At 72.0% G+C, this 15,790-nt stretch carries 15 protein-coding genes; 2 read left to right on the top strand and 13 right to left on the bottom strand.

Features of this window, described 5'->3' with window-relative positions; all coding sequences use genetic code 11:
• Positions 1-19 precede the first annotated feature (19 nt).
• The 6 genes from topA to O7632_RS04615 all read right to left on the bottom strand — a co-directional run bounded on the left by topA (position 20) and on the right by O7632_RS04615 (position 8,372).
• Positions 20-3,100: a type I DNA topoisomerase gene (topA, locus tag O7632_RS04640; RefSeq protein ID WP_278111714.1), complete on the bottom strand. Its 3,081-nt coding sequence runs from the start codon at positions 3,098-3,100 to the stop codon at positions 20-22.
• 452 nt (positions 3,101-3,552) lie between these two features.
• Positions 3,553-4,266, bottom strand: coding sequence for a hypothetical protein (locus tag O7632_RS04635; RefSeq protein ID WP_278111712.1), 714 nt, complete (start codon positions 4,264-4,266; stop codon positions 3,553-3,555).
• A complete protein-coding gene (locus O7632_RS04630) occupies positions 4,257-4,802 on the bottom strand; it encodes a hypothetical protein (RefSeq protein WP_278111710.1) in 546 nt (181 codons plus the stop codon). The genes O7632_RS04635 and O7632_RS04630 overlap by 10 nt, the downstream gene beginning before the upstream one ends.
• A 128-nt stretch (positions 4,803-4,930) precedes the next feature.
• On the bottom strand, positions 4,931-7,321 hold the full coding sequence (locus O7632_RS04625; RefSeq protein ID WP_278111708.1) for a sodium-translocating pyrophosphatase: 2,391 nt from the start codon (positions 7,319-7,321) through the stop codon (positions 4,931-4,933).
• Positions 7,322-7,566: 245 nt separating this feature from the next.
• Positions 7,567-8,004 (bottom strand): ATP-binding protein, encoded by a 438-nt coding sequence (locus tag O7632_RS04620; RefSeq protein ID WP_278111706.1) that lies wholly within the window; start codon positions 8,002-8,004, stop codon positions 7,567-7,569.
• Positions 8,001-8,372 carry an STAS domain-containing protein gene (locus O7632_RS04615; RefSeq protein ID WP_278111704.1) on the bottom strand — a complete coding sequence of 124 codons (372 nt, stop codon included), beginning with the start codon at positions 8,370-8,372 and terminating at the stop codon, positions 8,001-8,003. The genes O7632_RS04620 and O7632_RS04615 overlap by 4 nt, the downstream gene beginning before the upstream one ends.
• A gap of 401 nt (positions 8,373-8,773) precedes the next feature.
• Here O7632_RS04615 and O7632_RS04610 point away from each other — a divergent pair, with 401 nt between their 5' ends.
• Both O7632_RS04610 and O7632_RS04605 read left to right on the top strand, forming a co-directional pair.
• Entirely contained in the window at positions 8,774-11,104 is a 2,331-nt protein-coding gene (locus O7632_RS04610) for a DEAD/DEAH box helicase (protein WP_278119825.1), read from the top strand.
• Between the two features lie 83 nt (positions 11,105-11,187).
• Entirely contained in the window at positions 11,188-11,394 is a 207-nt protein-coding gene (locus O7632_RS04605) for a hypothetical protein (RefSeq protein WP_278111702.1), read from the top strand.
• A 45-nt stretch (positions 11,395-11,439) separates the two neighbouring features.
• Here the strand turns inward: O7632_RS04605 and O7632_RS04600 are convergent, their stop codons facing one another.
• From O7632_RS04600 to O7632_RS04570, 7 genes are all read right to left on the bottom strand, one after another.
• On the bottom strand, positions 11,440-11,826 hold the full coding sequence (locus O7632_RS04600) for an Rv3654c family TadE-like protein (RefSeq protein ID WP_278111700.1): 387 nt from the start codon (positions 11,824-11,826) through the stop codon (positions 11,440-11,442).
• Positions 11,823-12,245 carry a TadE family type IV pilus minor pilin gene (locus O7632_RS04595; protein ID WP_278111698.1) on the bottom strand — a complete coding sequence of 141 codons (423 nt, stop codon included), beginning with the start codon at positions 12,243-12,245 and terminating at the stop codon, positions 11,823-11,825. Before O7632_RS04595 ends, O7632_RS04600 begins: the two co-directional genes overlap by 4 nt.
• Positions 12,242-12,415 carry a DUF4244 domain-containing protein gene (locus O7632_RS04590; protein WP_278119824.1) on the bottom strand — a complete coding sequence of 58 codons (174 nt, stop codon included), beginning with the start codon at positions 12,413-12,415 and terminating at the stop codon, positions 12,242-12,244. Before O7632_RS04590 ends, O7632_RS04595 begins: the two co-directional genes overlap by 4 nt.
• Positions 12,416-12,505: 90 nt before the next feature.
• Positions 12,506-13,171: a type II secretion system F family protein gene (locus O7632_RS04585; RefSeq protein WP_278111697.1), complete on the bottom strand. Its 666-nt coding sequence runs from the start codon at positions 13,169-13,171 to the stop codon at positions 12,506-12,508.
• Between the two features lies 1 nt (position 13,172).
• Positions 13,173-13,964, bottom strand: coding sequence for a hypothetical protein (locus tag O7632_RS04580; protein ID WP_278111695.1), 792 nt, complete (start codon positions 13,962-13,964; stop codon positions 13,173-13,175).
• Entirely contained in the window at positions 13,961-15,193 is a 1,233-nt protein-coding gene (locus tag O7632_RS04575; protein ID WP_278111693.1) for a TadA family conjugal transfer-associated ATPase, read from the bottom strand. The genes O7632_RS04580 and O7632_RS04575 overlap by 4 nt, the downstream gene beginning before the upstream one ends.
• A 346-nt stretch (positions 15,194-15,539) precedes the next feature.
• Positions 15,540-15,788: a hypothetical protein gene (locus O7632_RS04570; protein ID WP_278111691.1), complete on the bottom strand. Its 249-nt coding sequence runs from the start codon at positions 15,786-15,788 to the stop codon at positions 15,540-15,542.
• Positions 15,789-15,790: the final 2 nt, after the last annotated feature.

Raw genomic sequence — 15,790 nt, 5'->3', positions numbered from 1 at the left:
CCGCCCCACCCGGTCCGCGCTACGACGCGTCCGGGTTGCGGGCGGTCGCCTTCCGGGGCGCGGCCTTCTTCGGCGCGGCCTTCTTCGGCGCGGCCTTCCTCGGCGCCGTACGCGGGGCCGGCCCGGCCGTCGCCGATCCCGTGCCACTGTCGTCGGAGGCGGACGCCGCAGTCTTCTTGGCGGCGGTCTTCCTGGCCGTCGTCGCCTTCTTCCCGGTAGCCTTGCCGGCGGTCGCCTTGGCCGCTGACTTCGTGCCGGTAGCGGCCTTCGTCGCCTTCTTACGCGGTGCCGGCCCCTTGGCCCGCTTCTCCGCGAGCATCTCCGACGCCTGCTCGATGGTGAGCGATTCCGGGGTCTGACCACGTCGCAGCGAAGCGTTGCTCTCCCCGTCGGTCACGTACGGACCGAAGCGCCCATCCTTGATGACCAGCGGTTTGTCGGTCAGCGGGTCGACGCCCATCTCCCGCAGCGGCGGCGCGGCGGCCCGGCGCTGCCGGGTTTTCGGTGCCGCGAGCAACGCCAGCGCCTCGTCAAGCGACACGGTGAAGAGCTTGTCCTCGGAGTCCAACGACCGGAACTCGTCGCCCTTCTTCACGTACGGCCCGTAGCGCCCCGCCGCCGCCAACACCTCGGCGCCGTCCGGGGCGACACCGACGACCCGGGGAAGCGACAGCAGCTGCAGCGCGTCGACGAAGGAGAGGGACTCGGGCGACTGGGACCGCAGCAGCGACGAGCGACGCTCACCGCTGGACACGTACGGACCGAACCGGCCCGACTTGAGCACGATCGGCTCGCCGGTATCCGGATGCTCGCCGAGTTTGCGCTCGCCGCCACCGCCGAGGAACAGCTCGTTGACCTTTTCCGGGGTCAGCTCGTCCGGGGCGATGCCCTCGGGCAGGGACACCCGGTCGCCACTGGAGCCGGCGGACGCGCCGTCGGCCTCGTCGGCACCCTGTCCGTCGGCACCGTGCTCATCGGCACCGTGTCCGTCAGCACCGTGTCCGTCAGCACCGTGCTCGCCGGCGGCGCTGGTCGCGGGTCCTGCGGCGACCGCCGACCCGCCGGTTCCGGACCGTGCCGGGTGGTCGGCGCCGTCCGCACCGGGCACAAACCGCTGCAGGTACGGGCCGTACCGGCCGACCCGCACGACGACCTGCCGCCCGTCGTCGTCGACGAAGAGCGGGATCGAGTTGACGCTACGCGCGTCGATCTCACCGAGGTTCTCGGTGACCAGCCGCTTCAGTCCGCCGGACCGGGCGATCGAGTCGGTGCCGGCCGACTCGCCGCCGCCCGTGTCGCTGCCGAAGTAGAACGAGGTGAGGAAATCGACCGCCTGATGGTCGCCGGCGGCGATCTCGTCCAGCTCGTTCTCCATGCTGGCGGTGAAGTTGTAGTCGACCAGCCGTGGATAGTGCCGCTCCAGCAGGCCGACCACCGCGAACGCGAGGAACGACGGGATCAGCGCCTGGCCCCGTTTGGCGACGTACCCCCGGTCCTGAATCGTCTGCATGATCGACGCGTAGGTCGAGGGCCGGCCGATGCCCAGCTCTTCGAGGGCCTTGACCAGCGAGGCCTCGGTGTAGCGGGCCGGCGGCTGGGTGCTGTGGCCGACGGCGGCGAGGTCCCGCGCGGTCAGCGGCTGGTCCTTGGTCAGGTTGGGCAGCCGGCGCTCGGCGTCCTCCGCCTCGGCGGACTCGTCGTCGGACGATTCGACGTAGGCCCGCAGGAAGCCGGGGTCGGTGATCGTCTTGCCGGTGGCGCCGAAGTCGCATTCCTCGCCGGCGGTGGAGACCGCCCGGATCCGCACCGAGACGCTGGAGCCGACCGCGTCGGTCATCTGCGAGGCGATGGTCCGCCGCCAGATCAGTTCGTAGAGTTTGAACTCTTCGGCAGACAGCTCGTTGGCCAGCTCACCGGGGGTGCGGAAGTGGTCACCGGCGGGCCGGATCGCCTCGTGCGCCTCCTGGGCGTTCTTGACCTTGCCGGTGTAGCGGCGTGGCTCCGGCGGCACGAACCGGTCGCCGTACAGCTCGGCGACCTGGCTGCGGGCGGCGGCGATCGCCGTCTCCGAGAGGTTGACCGAGTCGGTACGCATATAGGTGATGTAGCCGTTCTCGTACAGCCGCTGCGCGGTCCGCATCGTCTGCTGCGACGAGAACCGCATCTTGCGGGCCGCCTCCTGCTGCAGCGTCGACGTGATGAACGGGGCGTACGGGCGGCGTCGGTACGGCTTCTCCTCGACCCGGGTGACGGTGAACGGCCGGCCGTCCAGGCGGGCCGCCAGACCCCGGGCGCCGTCGCCGTCGAGGTGCACCACCGAGGCTTCCGGGCGGACCCGCCCGGTGGTGGGTTCGAAGTCCTTGCCGGTGGCGATCCGGTCGCCGCCGAGCGCGATCAGCGTGGCGGTGAACGACCGCGGCCCGTCGGCGTCGGCCGCCGCCCGCCCGGTCAGGGCCAGCGTCGCCTGGATGTCCCAGTATTCAGCGGTACGGAACGCCATCCGCTGGCGTTCCCGCTCCACCACGATCCGGGTGGCGACCGACTGGACGCGGCCGGCCGACAGCCGGGGCATGACCTTCTTCCACAGCACCGGCGAGACTTCGTAGCCGTACAGCCGGTCCAGGATGCGTCGGGCCTCCTGGGCGTCGACCAGGTCCCGGTCGATCTCGCGCGGGTTGGCCACCGCCGCCTGGATCGCCGCGCGGGTGATCTCGTGGAAGACCATCCGGCGGACCGGCACCTTGGGTTTGAGGGTCTCGACCAGGTGCCAGGCGATCGCTTCGCCCTCGCGGTCCTCGTCCGTGGCGAGGAACACCTCGTCGACTTCCTTGGCCAGCTTGGTCAGCTTGGCGATCTGCTGCTTACGGTCCGCCGAGACGACGTAGAGGGCGGAGAATCCGTTGTCCACGTCTACACCGAGCCGGGCCCACGGCTCCTTCTTGTAGCGGGCGGGCACGTCGGCCGCGTTACGCGGCAGGTCCCGGACGTGGCCGAGACTGGCCTCCACGACGTACCCCGGGCCGAGGTAGCCCGAGATCGTCTTGGCCTTCGCCGGCGACTCGACGATGACCAGACGGCTGCTCCTTGTGTTGCTCGGCACTTCTCTCCTGACCTCGACCCACTGCCGGGCCGCAGTTGTGGTCGGCGGCCCCGCGTGCACTGGCGTCCGCCACGAGGGCGGACGACAGCCACGACGTCCAACGTAACGCGATTCAAGGTGCGACGGAGCGCGCGAGCCCAAGCCTTTGGCCTGATTCGCACCAGTCGTCCGATTAGACCTCGAGAGCCGGTCAGCAGCCCACCCGATGCCGACCGAGTTCACGTCCACCGCACCAACGGCGACACCGTACACCGAACGAGAGGGTGACGTGGCACACCGCACCGGATCCGGTCCGGTGGCGACCGTCTATGTCCGAGGTGTTGTGTCGCCGATCGGACACCACGCGACCGACGACGGCGTGAGCGCGACCGACGACGGCGTGAGCGCGACCGACGACGGCGCGAGCCCGACCGACGACGGCGCGAGCCCGACCGACGACGGACGGCGGGTGGTCAGACCCAGCCATCCGGCGGGGCGGCAGCAGGCCGGTCACCGAGCAGCTCTGCCAGCCGGGTGAGCCGGCGACGACCGACGATCCGGTACGCCGGGCCACCGGACCGGCTGTCGAGCAGGACCGCCGGCAGTCCGATCGCGGCGAGCGCGGCCCCTGTCTGGGACCAGTTCCCGGCGTCCGACTCACCCAGCCGTAGCCGGTAGCCGAGCGGATCGCGAGTCCCGGCCGCCGCCGCCCACAACCGCAACCGCTGACCGGCCAGGTGAAAGCCGACCGGCGGCCGCTTGACCAGCCGGTCGTCGTCGGGTTCGGCGTCGGCGGGTTCGGCGTCGGCGGGTTCGGCGTCGGCGCCGGGTTCGGCAGTCGGGTCCGCCGCCTCGGGAGTGGCGGTGGGGTGCAGCCAGGCTGCGCCGAGGCGGGCGAGCGCGGCAGTGTAAGCCGTCCGCACCACCAGCCCGCCGTCGGCGCGCTCCTGCCAGGTCGGGGTGAGCCCACGCTGGCGGAGCTCAGCGACCAGGACGTGCACCCGCCAGGCATGGGCCACGTCGATCGACACCCGCACGGTGCCACCCATCCGGCTGATCGTGCCCGGGCCGGCGAGCAGGCCGGCGAGGTCACCGGGGGTCGGATCCGCAGCCGCGACCCCGAACAGCGACAGCTGCCGTGCCCCGGCGACCCCGCGCGGCACATCCGCCGGCGAACTCAGCGACACTCCGGGACCTCGTCGAAGGCCCGGTTGAGCTCGGCCGAGTCCAGCGAACTGGTGTCCAGGGCGCTGCGCTGGTAGTCCTCGGTCAGGGTGGACAGCACCGTCTCCACCCCGTCGTAGAAGGTGTCCGCCGGCCCGCCGGGGTCCAGCCCGGCGATGCCGGCTTCCGCTTTGCCGTACGCGTCACGTACCGCGCTGAGCGACGCGACGAAGCCGCTCGCCACCTGTTCCCCTTGGTCGGCGTCCGGAACACCGGCCGCCGCCACCCGGGAACGCGCGGTCTCGGTGGCCGTCTCCGCCCCGTCCAGCAACCGGATCAGGTTCTCCTGCGCCTGCGCCGGCGTGGTCTGGGCGGTCATCTGCTGCTGGGTGCTGCTGGTCAGGGTGCTGATCTCGGCCCGCCAGGGCCGCAAAGCGGTGCAGACCTCGGCGGCCCAGACAACAGGACTCGGGCCGGCGCCGCAGCCGGCGATCGCGAGAGCGACCATGGCGAGCACCACTGTGGTCCGGGCAGTGGATACCACGCGGCGCGCTCCCATGCAGTGCAGCGTACGCACCAGCGGCGACAACAGTACCGGCCGGACTGGTCGCGACGATGGCCGGACCGCCCGAGCCGACCGGCCGTCGGCAGGTCGACTCGGGCGGGAGTATCCGGATCGCCGGTCGGTCAGACGCTCACTCGTTCCGGCTCGGACCCGGCGCCACCGGCCGAGCCGCCACCGATGTTCTCGCCCATCGCCATCGGCTTGCGCTTGGTGAAGACCACCGCCGCCACCACGATCAGGGTCGCGACGACCGCGATGATGATCCGCAGCGCGTCGTTCTGGTCGGTGCCGACGCCCCACATGATCACCGCGGGGGCGATCAGCAGTGCCACCAGGTTCATCACCTTGAGCAGGGGGTTGATCGCCGGTCCGGCGGTGTCCTTGAACGGGTCGCCGACGGTGTCACCGATGACGGTGGCCGCGTGTGCCTCGGAACCCTTGCCGCCGTGCGCACCGTCCTCCACCAGCTTCTTGGCGTTGTCCCAGGCGCCACCGGAGTTGGCCAGGAAGACCGCCATCAGCACACCGGTGGCGATGGCCCCGGCGAGGTAGGCGGCGAGTGCGCCCGCGCCGAGGCCGAAGCCGACCGCGATCGGTGCCAACACCGCGAGCAGACCGGGCGTGAGCAGCTCCCGCTGGGCGTCGCGGGTGCAGATGTCGACCACCTTGCCGTACTCCGGCCGCTGGGTGCGCTCCATGATCCCGGGGAACTCACGGAACTGGCGGCGGACCTCCATCACCACGGCACCGGCGGAGCGGGACACCGCGTTGATCGCCAGACCGGAGAAGAGGAAGACGACCGCCGCACCGATGATCAGCCCGACCAGGTTGCCCGGGTTGGCAACGTTGAGCGAGTCGGCCAGGTACGCCGACACGTCGTCGATTCCGGCGTCTTCGAGCGCGATGCTGACCGTGTCGGTGTACGACCCGAACAGCGCCGTCGCGGCGAGTACGGCCGTCGCGATCGCGATGCCCTTGGTGATCGCCTTGGTGGTGTTGCCGACCGCGTCGAGTTCGGTGAGCGTCCGCGCTCCGGCCTCGTCGATGTCGCCGGACATCTCGGCGATGCCCTGCGCGTTGTCGGAGATCGGGCCGAAGGTGTCCATCGCGACGATAACGCCGACCGTGGTGAGCAGGCCGGTGCCGGCCAACGCCACCGCGAACAGCGACAGGGTGATGGATCCGCCGCCGAGCAGGAACGCGCCGAACACCGCCGCGCCGACCAGCAGGGCCGAGTAGACCGCCGACTCCAGGCCGACGCTGATGCCGGCCAGGATGACGGTGGCCGCGCCGGTCTGCGAGCTCTTGCCGATGTCCTGCACCGGACGGCGGTGCACCTCGGTGAAGTATCCGGTGAGGACCTGGATCGCGGCGGCCAGCACGATGCCGATGATCACGGCACCGATCGCCAGGCCGGCCGGGGACAGCGGCAGGTCGGCCCCTTCGTCGACGTCGAGGTCGGCCCGCCAGTCGGCACCGAGCAGGTCGGACCAGCTGCCCGGCAGGTAGAGGAATGCCGCGACGGCGACCAGCACCGCCGCCAGCACCGCCGAGGTGAAGAAGGCCCGGTTGATCGCGGTCATGCCGCTGCGGTCGCTGGGGCGCAGCCGAGTGATGAGTACGCCGAAGAGGGCGATCACGGCACCGATGGTCGAGACGATCAGGGGAAAGACCAGGCCTTCCTCACCGAACGCGGCCCGGCCGAGGATCAGTGCGGCGACCAGGGTCACCGCGTACGACTCGAACAGGTCGGCGGCCATGCCGGCGCAGTCGCCGACGTTGTCGCCCACGTTGTCGGCGATGGTGGCGGGGTTGCGGGCGTCGTCTTCCGGGATGCCCTGCTCCACCTTGCCGACCAGGTCGGCGCCGACGTCGGCGGCCTTGGTGAAGATGCCGCCGCCGACCCGCATGAACATGGCGAGCAGCGCGGCCCCGAAGCCGAAGCCTTCGAGTACGGTCGGCGCGTCGACCCGGTAGATGACGACCACCAGGGCGGCGCCGAACAGGCCGAGGCCGACGGTCAGGAAGCCGACCACCCCACCGGTACGGAAGGCGATCTTCATCGCGTTCTCTCGGCCGCCGGCGCCAGCGCCGGCGGCTGCGGCGACCCGCAGGTTCGCCCGCGTGGCCAGCGCCATCCCAGCACCGCCGATGAACGCGCTGAACACCGCGCCGACGATGAAGAAGACGGATCGACCGAGCTTCACCATCGTCTCGCTGCTGTCCGCCGTCTCGTGGACGGGCAGTAGGAAGAGCAGCACGACGGCAAGTACGACGAATACGCCGAGGGTCTTGAACTGGCGGAACAGGTAGGCCGAGGCTCCTTCCTGTACGGCGCCAGCGATCTCCTGCATGTTCGTGGTGCCCCTACCGGTCGCCAGTACCGCCCTGACCAGGGCGGCGGCGAAACCCAGTGCCACCAGCGCGATGACCGCTGCGATGATGACGTACGTCAGGTGTGAGCCGGTAAGGGACAGCCCGCCGCCTTCAGCGGCCAAGGTGGTCCCGGACATCAGTGTCCTCCTGTACCGAACGCTCGCCCCGAGCGGTGGACGAACCGCCGGGACGACTCCACGCGGGGAGCGACGAATCTGCTGACCGCACAGGTTGTACGGTCAGCGCAGTTGGTGATGACCCGCGTACTCTAGCGGCCCGGGGTAAGCCAGGTCACACGGTCTACCCACGGATCGGTGGATCATTCTCGCAGGCAGGTACGGAACCTGCGACGACGTACGTTGATCTTTGCTGAACGACGCGGTCAGCGGCCGACCGGCCACACCATCCGGACCTCGGTGCCGATCCCCTCGTCGACCGGGCGCACCTGGAGGTCCTCGACGAACCCGGCGAGCAACGCGAAGCCCACGCCGACGGTCAGCGCCTCGTCGGTGAGCGACTCGTTGGCCAGCTCGTCGGGGGGCAGCGCGCTCAGCCCGAGACCGGCCTCGATCGGCGCGCGGTCGATCACTCGTACGGTGTAGGTCTCCTCGTCGGACATCTCGACCTGGACCAAGTCCGCCAGACCGTACTGGCGGTGCAAGGCGACCGCCCGGGTGCATGCCTCACCGATCGCGAGCCGTACCTCGTCGAGGAGTTCCTCGGCCACGCCGGCCCGGCGGGCGACGGCTACGCCGACCAGGCGGGCGGTGCGCACGTGCACCGGGGCCGGGGAAAACGACAGGCGGACCGTGGCCATCACGCCGTGGGAACCGCGCCGGACGGGCCGCCCGGCTCCGCACCGGTGGCCGCCGCTACCGTCGGGAAGATCGGGAACACCTGGTCGAGCGCGGTGATCCGGAAGATCTTGAGTAGCGATTCCTTCTCGCAGACCAGCCCGAAGGTTCCGCCGGCCGGACGCAGTCGTTTGAGCGCGCCGACGAGGACCCCGAGCCCGGTGGAGTCGAGGAAATCGACCCGACCGAGATCGACGACGACCTTTCGGCTCCCGCCGTCGATCAGTTCGATGAGGCGTTCCCGGAGCTTGGGGGCGGTGTAGACGTCCACCTCGCCGCCGACCTCCAGGACCGTGTGCTCGCCCACGGTGCGAGTCGTCAGCGACAGCTCCATCGGTCCCTCCTCCGGCTGTGTTGCACGCTTGAAAGCATCTAACCACCGCCCAGCCCGTCGCGCCGCACGGCTCCTGCTGATCGACGATCTTCACCCGTACCCGCCGCCCGGGTGTGCCGTGCCGGAGGCGGGTGCCCGGCCCGGTGTCAACCGGCCCGGTGTCGGCTGGCTCGGTGTCGGCTGGCTCGGTGTCGGCTGGCAAGGAGCACGGGCCCACCACCTGGCAGGGCGGCGCGCCACTCGCGGACCCCGGGACAGCGGCACCCGCACACCAGTGCGAGAGTGCAGGCGTGACCTCACCAGCCACCGTAACGCCCGGTCCGGCACCGGATCCGGCGGGGCTGCTGCGTCGCTGGCGCTCAGCCGGACACCTGCCCCGCCAGGGCGGCGTTCCCGTGCCGATGTCGGGGGACGGATCCGAGACGATCACCCATGTCCGGCGGTTGCCGGCCCGACCGGGGGCCACCGCGCCATGGCCGGACTGGGTGCCGGAGGAACTGCGCGCCGCGTTCGTCGCGCGCGGAGTGCCGGCGCCGTGGCGGCACCAGGCGCGGGCCGCCGAACTGGCCCGTTCGGGCCGGCACGTGATCGTGGCGACCGGCACCGGTTCGGGCAAGTCGCTGGCGTATCTGCTGCCGTCGCTGGCCACGCTGCTGGCCGATCCACGCGCGACCGTGTTGTATCTGGCGCCGACGAAGGCACTCGCCGCCGACCAGTTGCGGACCGTCGCGGGTCTCGGTCTCGACGGGGTACGCCCGGCCTGCTACGACGGAGACACGCCGCAGTCCGAGCGGGCCTGGATCCGGCAGCACGCCAGGTTCGTGCTGACGAATCCGGACATGTTGCACCGGGGCATTCTGCCGAGGTCGGCCGCCTGGTCGAACTTCCTTCGGCATCTGTCGTTTGTCATCGTCGACGAGTGCCACAGCTACCGGGGGGTGTTCGGTTCGCATGTGGCCCACGTGCTGCGCCGGCTGCGGCGGCAGGCCGAGCGGCACATGCGGATCGGGACCGCCGCCGCCGGCCCGTGCTTCATGCTCGCCTCGGCTACTTCGGGTGAGCCGGCGCAGGCGGCCCGGCAACTCACCGGGCTGCCGGTCGAAGCGGTCACCGAGGACAGCGCACCACGCGGAGCGGTGACCTTCGCGTTGTGGGAGCCGCCGCTGCTGCCCGGTGCCCGGGCCGACGCCGAGGACCTCACCCCGGTCCGCCGTTCGGCGCTGCGGGAAGGTGCCGATCTGCTCGCCGACGCGGTCGCCACCGGGGTCCGTACCCTCACCTTCGTCCGGTCCCGCCGGGGCGCGGAGGTGGTCGCGTCGACGGCCCGGCGGGCGCTCGACGAGGTGGTGCCCGGGCTGGGTGCCCGAGTCGCGGCGTACCGGGCGGGCTTCCTCGCCGAGGACCGGCGGGCGTTGGAGCGCGCCCTGGCCTCCGGTGAACTGCTCGGTCTGGCGTCCACGAACGCGCTCGAACTCGGCGTCGACCTGGTCGGGTTGGACGCGGTGCTGATCTGCGGTTATCCCGGCACCCGGGCGTCGCTGTGGCAGCAGGCCGGCCGGGCCGGCCGCGCCGGCCGGGAGGCGCTCGCCGTGTTGATCGCCCGGGACGATCCACTCGACACCTATCTGGTGCATCACCCTGAGGCGGTGTTCGGTCGGCCGGTGGAGGCCACCGTGCTCGATCCGACCAACCCGTACGTGCTGGGTCCGCAGCTGTGCTGCGCGGCGGCCGAGGGCGCGTTGACCCCGGCCGACCTGGAACTGTTCGGCGGGGCCGCCGCCAAGGAGGTGCTCGCCGAGCTCGTCGAGGCGGGCCTGCTGCGTCGCCGACCCACCGGGTGGTACTGGACGTCCGCCCAGCGGCCGGAGGTGGACCTGCGAGGTGAGGGTGGCGCACCGATCAGCGTGGTGGAGGCGTCCACCGGTCGGCTGCTCGGCACGGTCGATCCGGGCTCGTCGCATTTTCTGGTGCATTCGGGAGCCGTCTACCTGCATCAGGGCGTGTCGTACGTGGTGGACGAGCTGGATCTGGACGGCGCGTGCGCGCTGGTGCACGCCGAGGAGCCGGACTGGTCGACGCACGCCCGCGAGGTGACGGCCCTGACGGTGGTGTCGGTACGGGAGTACCGCGACGCCGGTCCGGTGGGGCTGTTCATCGGCGAGGTGGACGTGACCAGCCAGGTGGTCTCCTACCAGCGGCGGCGGATCGGCTCGGGTGAGGTCCTCGACACCAGGCCGCTGGATCTGCCCGCCCGGCAGCTGCGGACCGTCGCGGTCTGGTTCACCGTGTCGCCGACGGCGCTGGCGGCGGCGGGGATCGACGCGGCCGACGTCCCCGGGGCGTTGCACGCCGCCGAACACGCGGCGATCGGCCTGCTGCCGCTGGTGGCGACCTGCGACCGATGGGACATCGGCGGACTGTCGACCGCCGCGCACCCGGACACCGAGGCTCCGACGGTGTTCGTCTACGACGGCCATCCCGGTGGGGCCGGTTTCGCCGAGCGCGCGTACCAGGCCGCCCGGACGTGGCTGGGCGCCACCCGGGATCTGATCGCCAGCTGCGGCTGCGAGACGGGTTGCCCGTCCTGCGTGCAGTCCCCGAAGTGCGGCAACGGGAACAATCCACTCGGGAAGGCGGATGCGGTCCGGGTGCTGGACGTGGTCCTGACCAACCTGCCGACCGAGGTGACCGACCTCGCCGACCGAGATGTCCGATCGACTGACGAACGTTGATTGATTTCCTGGCATGGATCTAAGCCGATCTGGATAGATTAAGCGTGGGAGCGCTTCCAAGGAGCTGCCGGAGGAGGGACGCCGTGGCCGACACCGTGGCCGAGACCGTCGAGTTGCTCTACTCGATCGACCAAGAGAACCTCACCGTCGACCAGCAGATCGCCCTCGCCCAGGCGTACGCCGCCCTGGCCCAGGCGGAACGTCTGGAACTGATCCAGCAGCGGCTGTACAACATCCATCAGGTGCTGTCCCGATGGGCGTTGCACGCCGCCGACGGGCCCGGCCGCTGACTCAACCTCATCACCGGGCGGGCTCAAGCCCTGGACCGGTCCGGCTCAGCCCTGGACCGGTCCGGCCCGGGCGTACGCGGTGGCCACCCGATCGGTCCCAGGCGGCCCGACCACCGGGACCTCGACCGTCACCGTGATCTCCAGACCGTGGGTGACGCACCGGACCAGCCGCCCGTGGTTGAGCATGGCCAACTCGGTCGCCCGCGCGCAGGCCGCCGTCGGTCCGTCGAAGATCCGGGCGGCACCGGCCAAGGCGGCCAGGTCGGCTGCCGTGCCGGCCTGGTGGCGGGCCAGGTGTGCCGCCGCGACGAACGCACCCGCCGCCCCCGCCAGCACCACCACGAGACCGACCGTCAGCAGCCAGAGACTGGCACTCCCCCGCTGCCCGCAGTCCGTAAGCCGCCGCTGCCGGCCGGCCGTACGGCGGCTCATGCCGTCCCCTGTTCCGGTCGGGCCCCGGTTCGCTCCGATGGCGGTGGACCACCCACCGGTAGGTCGAACGACCGGCCCGGCTCCAGAGCGGCGACGGCCGACGCGGTGACCGTCGCACGGGGCAGTCGTGCCCCCAGCGCCCGCACCGGTGCCCGGCAGGTGGCGTCGACCAGATCGCCGTCGACCGAGACGGAGACCGTCGCGCCGGTCGGGGTCGACGTCGGTGGCGCGGTGTCGCCTCGGGCGACGGCCAGCGCGGTCGCCCGCGCGAGGTCCACACATTCGGCCTTGGTGGTGACCGCGCAGACCGCCGTCAACCCGGTGGCCAGCAGCAGGACCAGCGCCGGCAGGCCGGCCGCCAACTCGGCGGTGAACGAACCCCGATCCCGGTCCCGACCGGCCTGCCGACGCCGCCTCACCCGAGGGCCCGATCGATCACGGCGCCGAGCGCGGCCTGCACACTCTCGCTGGTGAGCACCTTGAGCAGGATGCCGGCGAACGCGACCGCCGCCAGCGTGCCGACGGCGTACTCGGCGGTGTTCATTCCGGCGTCGTCGCGCAACCTGGCGGACAGCCGGGTAGCGGTCAGCCGCGTGGAGAGCCCTGCCGCGACCTGCCGGGTCCCCGACGACAGCGATCGGACGACGTTTCGTGGATGACGCATGGAGCGTTCCTTTCCTCAGAGGATGTCGCCGAGTACGGCGACGATCACCGGCACCAGGCCGGCGACGATGAAGGCGGGCAGGAAACACAGCCCGAGGGGCAGCACGATCAGCACACCGGCGCGGCGGGCGCTCGCTTCGGCCCGCGTCGACCGGCCGGCCCGCAGGTCGTCAGCGAGGCGGGTCAGCGCACCGGCCAGAGCGGCGCCGCTCGCCGACGACCGGACGGCTGCGGCGGCGAGCCGGTCACCGCCGGCGACGCCCGACACCTGATCCCACGCCTGCTGCGGCTCGGCGCCCAGGCGCAGCGATCTGGCCACCCGCTCCAGCCGCAGGCCGAGTGGGCCGCCGATCGCGTCGGCCACCGCCGCGCCGGCCCGGTCGACCGGCGCGCCGGCACGCAGCGCGGCCGCCAGCAGGTCGGCGGCGAGCGGCAAGTCGGCGGCTTCCCGGAGCCGTTGCCGGCGGGCCTGCGGCGGTTCGATTCGCCGCAGGCCGCGATCGAGGCCGACGGCGACGGCGAGTCCGACCGGTACGGACAGCCAGTTGCCGCCGATCACGACGACGGCCACCGCCGCGAGCACCGCCACCGGGCGGACCAGTCGACGCGCGTCCACCGCCGGGCCGGTGTCGCCGCGCAGTCGGGACAGGCGTCGCCGGGCCGCGAGCACGGTCAGCGGCATGTCACACCTCGCCGATGTGGCTCAGTCGCTCGGTCCAGGCCAGGCCGGCGAGTTGCAGTCCGAGCGCGATCACCGCGCACGCGCCGCCGATCGGGGTGTGCAGCAGCACCGCGAGCGGGTCCACGCCGATGCCGTAGCCGAGGGCGATGCCGCCGGCGGGCAGCCCGGCCAGCAGCCAGGCGGTCGCCGTGGCCCCGGCTGCCTGGGCCATGGCCGCGTCCCGCGACCGGTCCGTGGACCGCGCGTCGGCCTCGATCCGTTCGAGCAGGTCGGCCAGGGGCGCCCCGGTCTGTTCCGCCAGCCGGGTCGCGGCGGCGGTAAGGGCGGCCAGCCGGTCGTCCGTACCCCGGCCGGTGCCTCGCACGCGGCCGGCCGACCGGGCCGGCGACAGGTCAGCGGGTCGTACCGGCAGGCCGGCCCGCAGGTCGGCGGCCATCGCCGCCAACGCGTCGATCCGCTGTTCCCGTCGTCGCTGCCGCTGCTGGCCGAAGTGCCGGCGGACCACGGCCCGGCCGGCCAGCCCGCCGTAGGCGGCGAGGACGACGGCGGCGACCGGCCCGCCGAGGCACCAGCCGAGGGTTCCGCCGCCGACGCTCGCGGCGGCGAGCAGTCGACGTCGCCGGTGGTACACCGCGTGCCGCCACCACGTCGGCGCGTCGGCGACGACCGCGTCGTATGTCCGCGCGATCCGCTCGGCGAGCGTCGTCGACTGATGCGCTGGTCGGCCGGCGGCCGCCTCCAGCACTCGGTGGCGGCGGGTCCGGCGACGCAGCCAACCGGCCGGACCGATCATCGAACGCGACCGGTCAGAACATCGGGTGCCGGCACCCCGCGTTCGACGCAGAGCCGGGCCAGAGCGGTAGCCGCCGGCTGCGGGCCGGCGTCGCGCCGCCAGGCCGGCACCACGGTCACCAGCCGGTCCGGGCCGCTGGGCAGCAGCAGGCAGACCGCATCGACGATCCGGCCGACAGCGGTCCGTCGAAGGTGGATCAGGACCTGGAGCGCGGCGGCGACCTGGGCGTGCAGGGCGGCCCGAGGCAGCCCGCCGAGCAGGCCGAGGGCCTCCAGCCGGGCCGGCACGTCGGTCGCCGCGTTGGCGTGCAGGGTGCCGGCGCCGCCTTCGTGGCCGGTGTTGAGGGCGGCCAGCAGGTCAACGACCTCCGCGCCTCGGCATTCGCCGACGACGAGGCGGTCCGGCCGCATCCGCAACGCCTGCCGTACCAACGCGCCGAGGTCGACCGACCCGCTGCCCTCCACGTTGGCCGTCCGTGCCTGCAGACTCACCACGTGCGGGTGGTACGGCCGCAGCTCGGCCGCGTCCTCGACCAGCACGATCCGCTCCCGCGCGGGCACCAGCCCCAGCATCGTGTTGAGCATCGTCGTCTTGCCCGAACCCGTACCGCCGGTCACCAGGTAGGCCAACCGGGCCGCGACCACCGCCTCCAACAGCCCGGCCAACCCGGCCGGCACCATCCGCCGCTGCACCAACTCGGCCAGCTGGAACGGCCGCTGCCGAAACGTCCGCAACGACAGGTACGGTCCGTCGGTCGCGATCGGCGGCAACACGGCGTGCAACCGGGTGCCGTCCGGCAACCGGGCGTCGGCGTACGGGCACCCGTCGTCGAGCCGCCGACCACACGCCGCCGCCAACCGCTGCGCCAACCGGCGCACCTCGTCGACCGACCGGAACGGCGTCGCCACCTGCGTCAGCCCGTCACCACGATCGACCCACACCTGGGTGCCGTTGACCAGGACGTCGGTCACGCTCGGATCGGCCAGCAGCGGGCCGATCGGACCGGCGCCGACGAGATCTCCATGCACTTGATCGGCCAGGCGCAGCAGCCGGGTGTCGCCGAGCAACGCCGCCCCCGGCTCAGCCCGTACCGCGCTCACCACCGCCGCTGCGGTGACCGGTGTGCCGTCGGCCACGAACCGCTCCCGTACCCGGCCGGCCACCGCCTCGTCGGCGGTGCCCGCCAGGGGCGGGCGGCGCCCGTGGTCGGTGCTGGTGGACGAGGGCATCCGGGCCTCCTGGGATCGATGTCGGATGCCGCAACGATCGCCGGGAAGCCCGACGCCAGGTGGAGATGATCAAGGAACCTGTGGATAACCGGAACGCCTGTGGATAACCCGCCCGCACCGCCGTCGATCTGCTACAGGTACGCGCCACCAGAGGCCAGGCCGGCGCGGTCCCCGGCATTCCGGACGAGATCGACCTGCTCGACGCGCCGCCGCGTCCCTGACCGCTGCTCGGGGCACGGTCGCTTTCACGATGTGAGGCTGGGATACCTAACCCGCGACTCGATAGGTATCCCAGCCTCACATCGGCGACGCCGGCGGCGGTTGATCTCGTACGTCGACCGCCTGATCACCGTGTGGTGGTAGGTAGTCGGTAGCCGAGTTGTTGGCCGTAGGTCATCAGCGGACGCAGGGTCGGCAGCAGGGTGGTTGCCTCGGACGACCAGCGACGTCCCCGGTTGTTGCCGATTCGGCGGTGTCGGGCCGCTGTCGTCTGTCGGAGTCGGAGGGCCTGCAGTCGCCGGGAGGCGGTGGAGCGGCCGGAGCGCCAGTCGAGCCAGCGAAGCCACCAGTCCCGAAGTACGTCGAAGATCATCATCT

It is taken from the genome of Solwaraspora sp. WMMD406 (assembly GCF_029626025.1).
In the GTDB taxonomy this organism is placed as follows: domain Bacteria; phylum Actinomycetota; class Actinomycetes; order Mycobacteriales; family Micromonosporaceae; genus Micromonospora_E.
This window is presented reverse-complemented; position numbering and strand designations above follow the sequence as displayed.

What these genes read in the sequence shown, in the direction of transcription:
- O7632_RS04630 (WP_278111710.1), bottom strand. Translation starts at nt 4,802, where the DNA reads ATGGGAGCGCGCCGCGTGGTATCCACTGCCCGGACCACAGTGGTGCTC.
- O7632_RS04625 (WP_278111708.1), bottom strand. Translation starts at nt 7,321, where the DNA reads ATGTCCGGGACCACCTTGGCCGCTGAAGGCGGCGGGCTGTCCCTTACC.
- O7632_RS04615 (WP_278111704.1), bottom strand. Translation starts at nt 8,372, where the DNA reads ATGGAGCTGTCGCTGACGACTCGCACCGTGGGCGAGCACACGGTCCTG.
- O7632_RS04610 (WP_278119825.1), top strand. Translation starts at nt 8,774, where the DNA reads ATGTCGGGGGACGGATCCGAGACGATCACCCATGTCCGGCGGTTGCCG.
- O7632_RS04600 (WP_278111700.1), bottom strand. Translation starts at nt 11,826, where the DNA reads ATGAGCCGCCGTACGGCCGGCCGGCAGCGGCGGCTTACGGACTGCGGG.
- O7632_RS04585 (WP_278111697.1), bottom strand. Translation starts at nt 13,171, where the DNA reads ATGCCGCTGACCGTGCTCGCGGCCCGGCGACGCCTGTCCCGACTGCGC.
- O7632_RS04580 (WP_278111695.1), bottom strand. Translation starts at nt 13,964, where the DNA reads ATGATCGGTCCGGCCGGTTGGCTGCGTCGCCGGACCCGCCGCCACCGA.
- O7632_RS04575 (WP_278111693.1), bottom strand. Translation starts at nt 15,193, where the DNA reads ATGCCCTCGTCCACCAGCACCGACCACGGGCGCCGCCCGCCCCTGGCG.
- O7632_RS04570 (WP_278111691.1), bottom strand. Translation starts at nt 15,788, where the DNA reads ATGATGATCTTCGACGTACTTCGGGACTGGTGGCTTCGCTGGCTCGAC.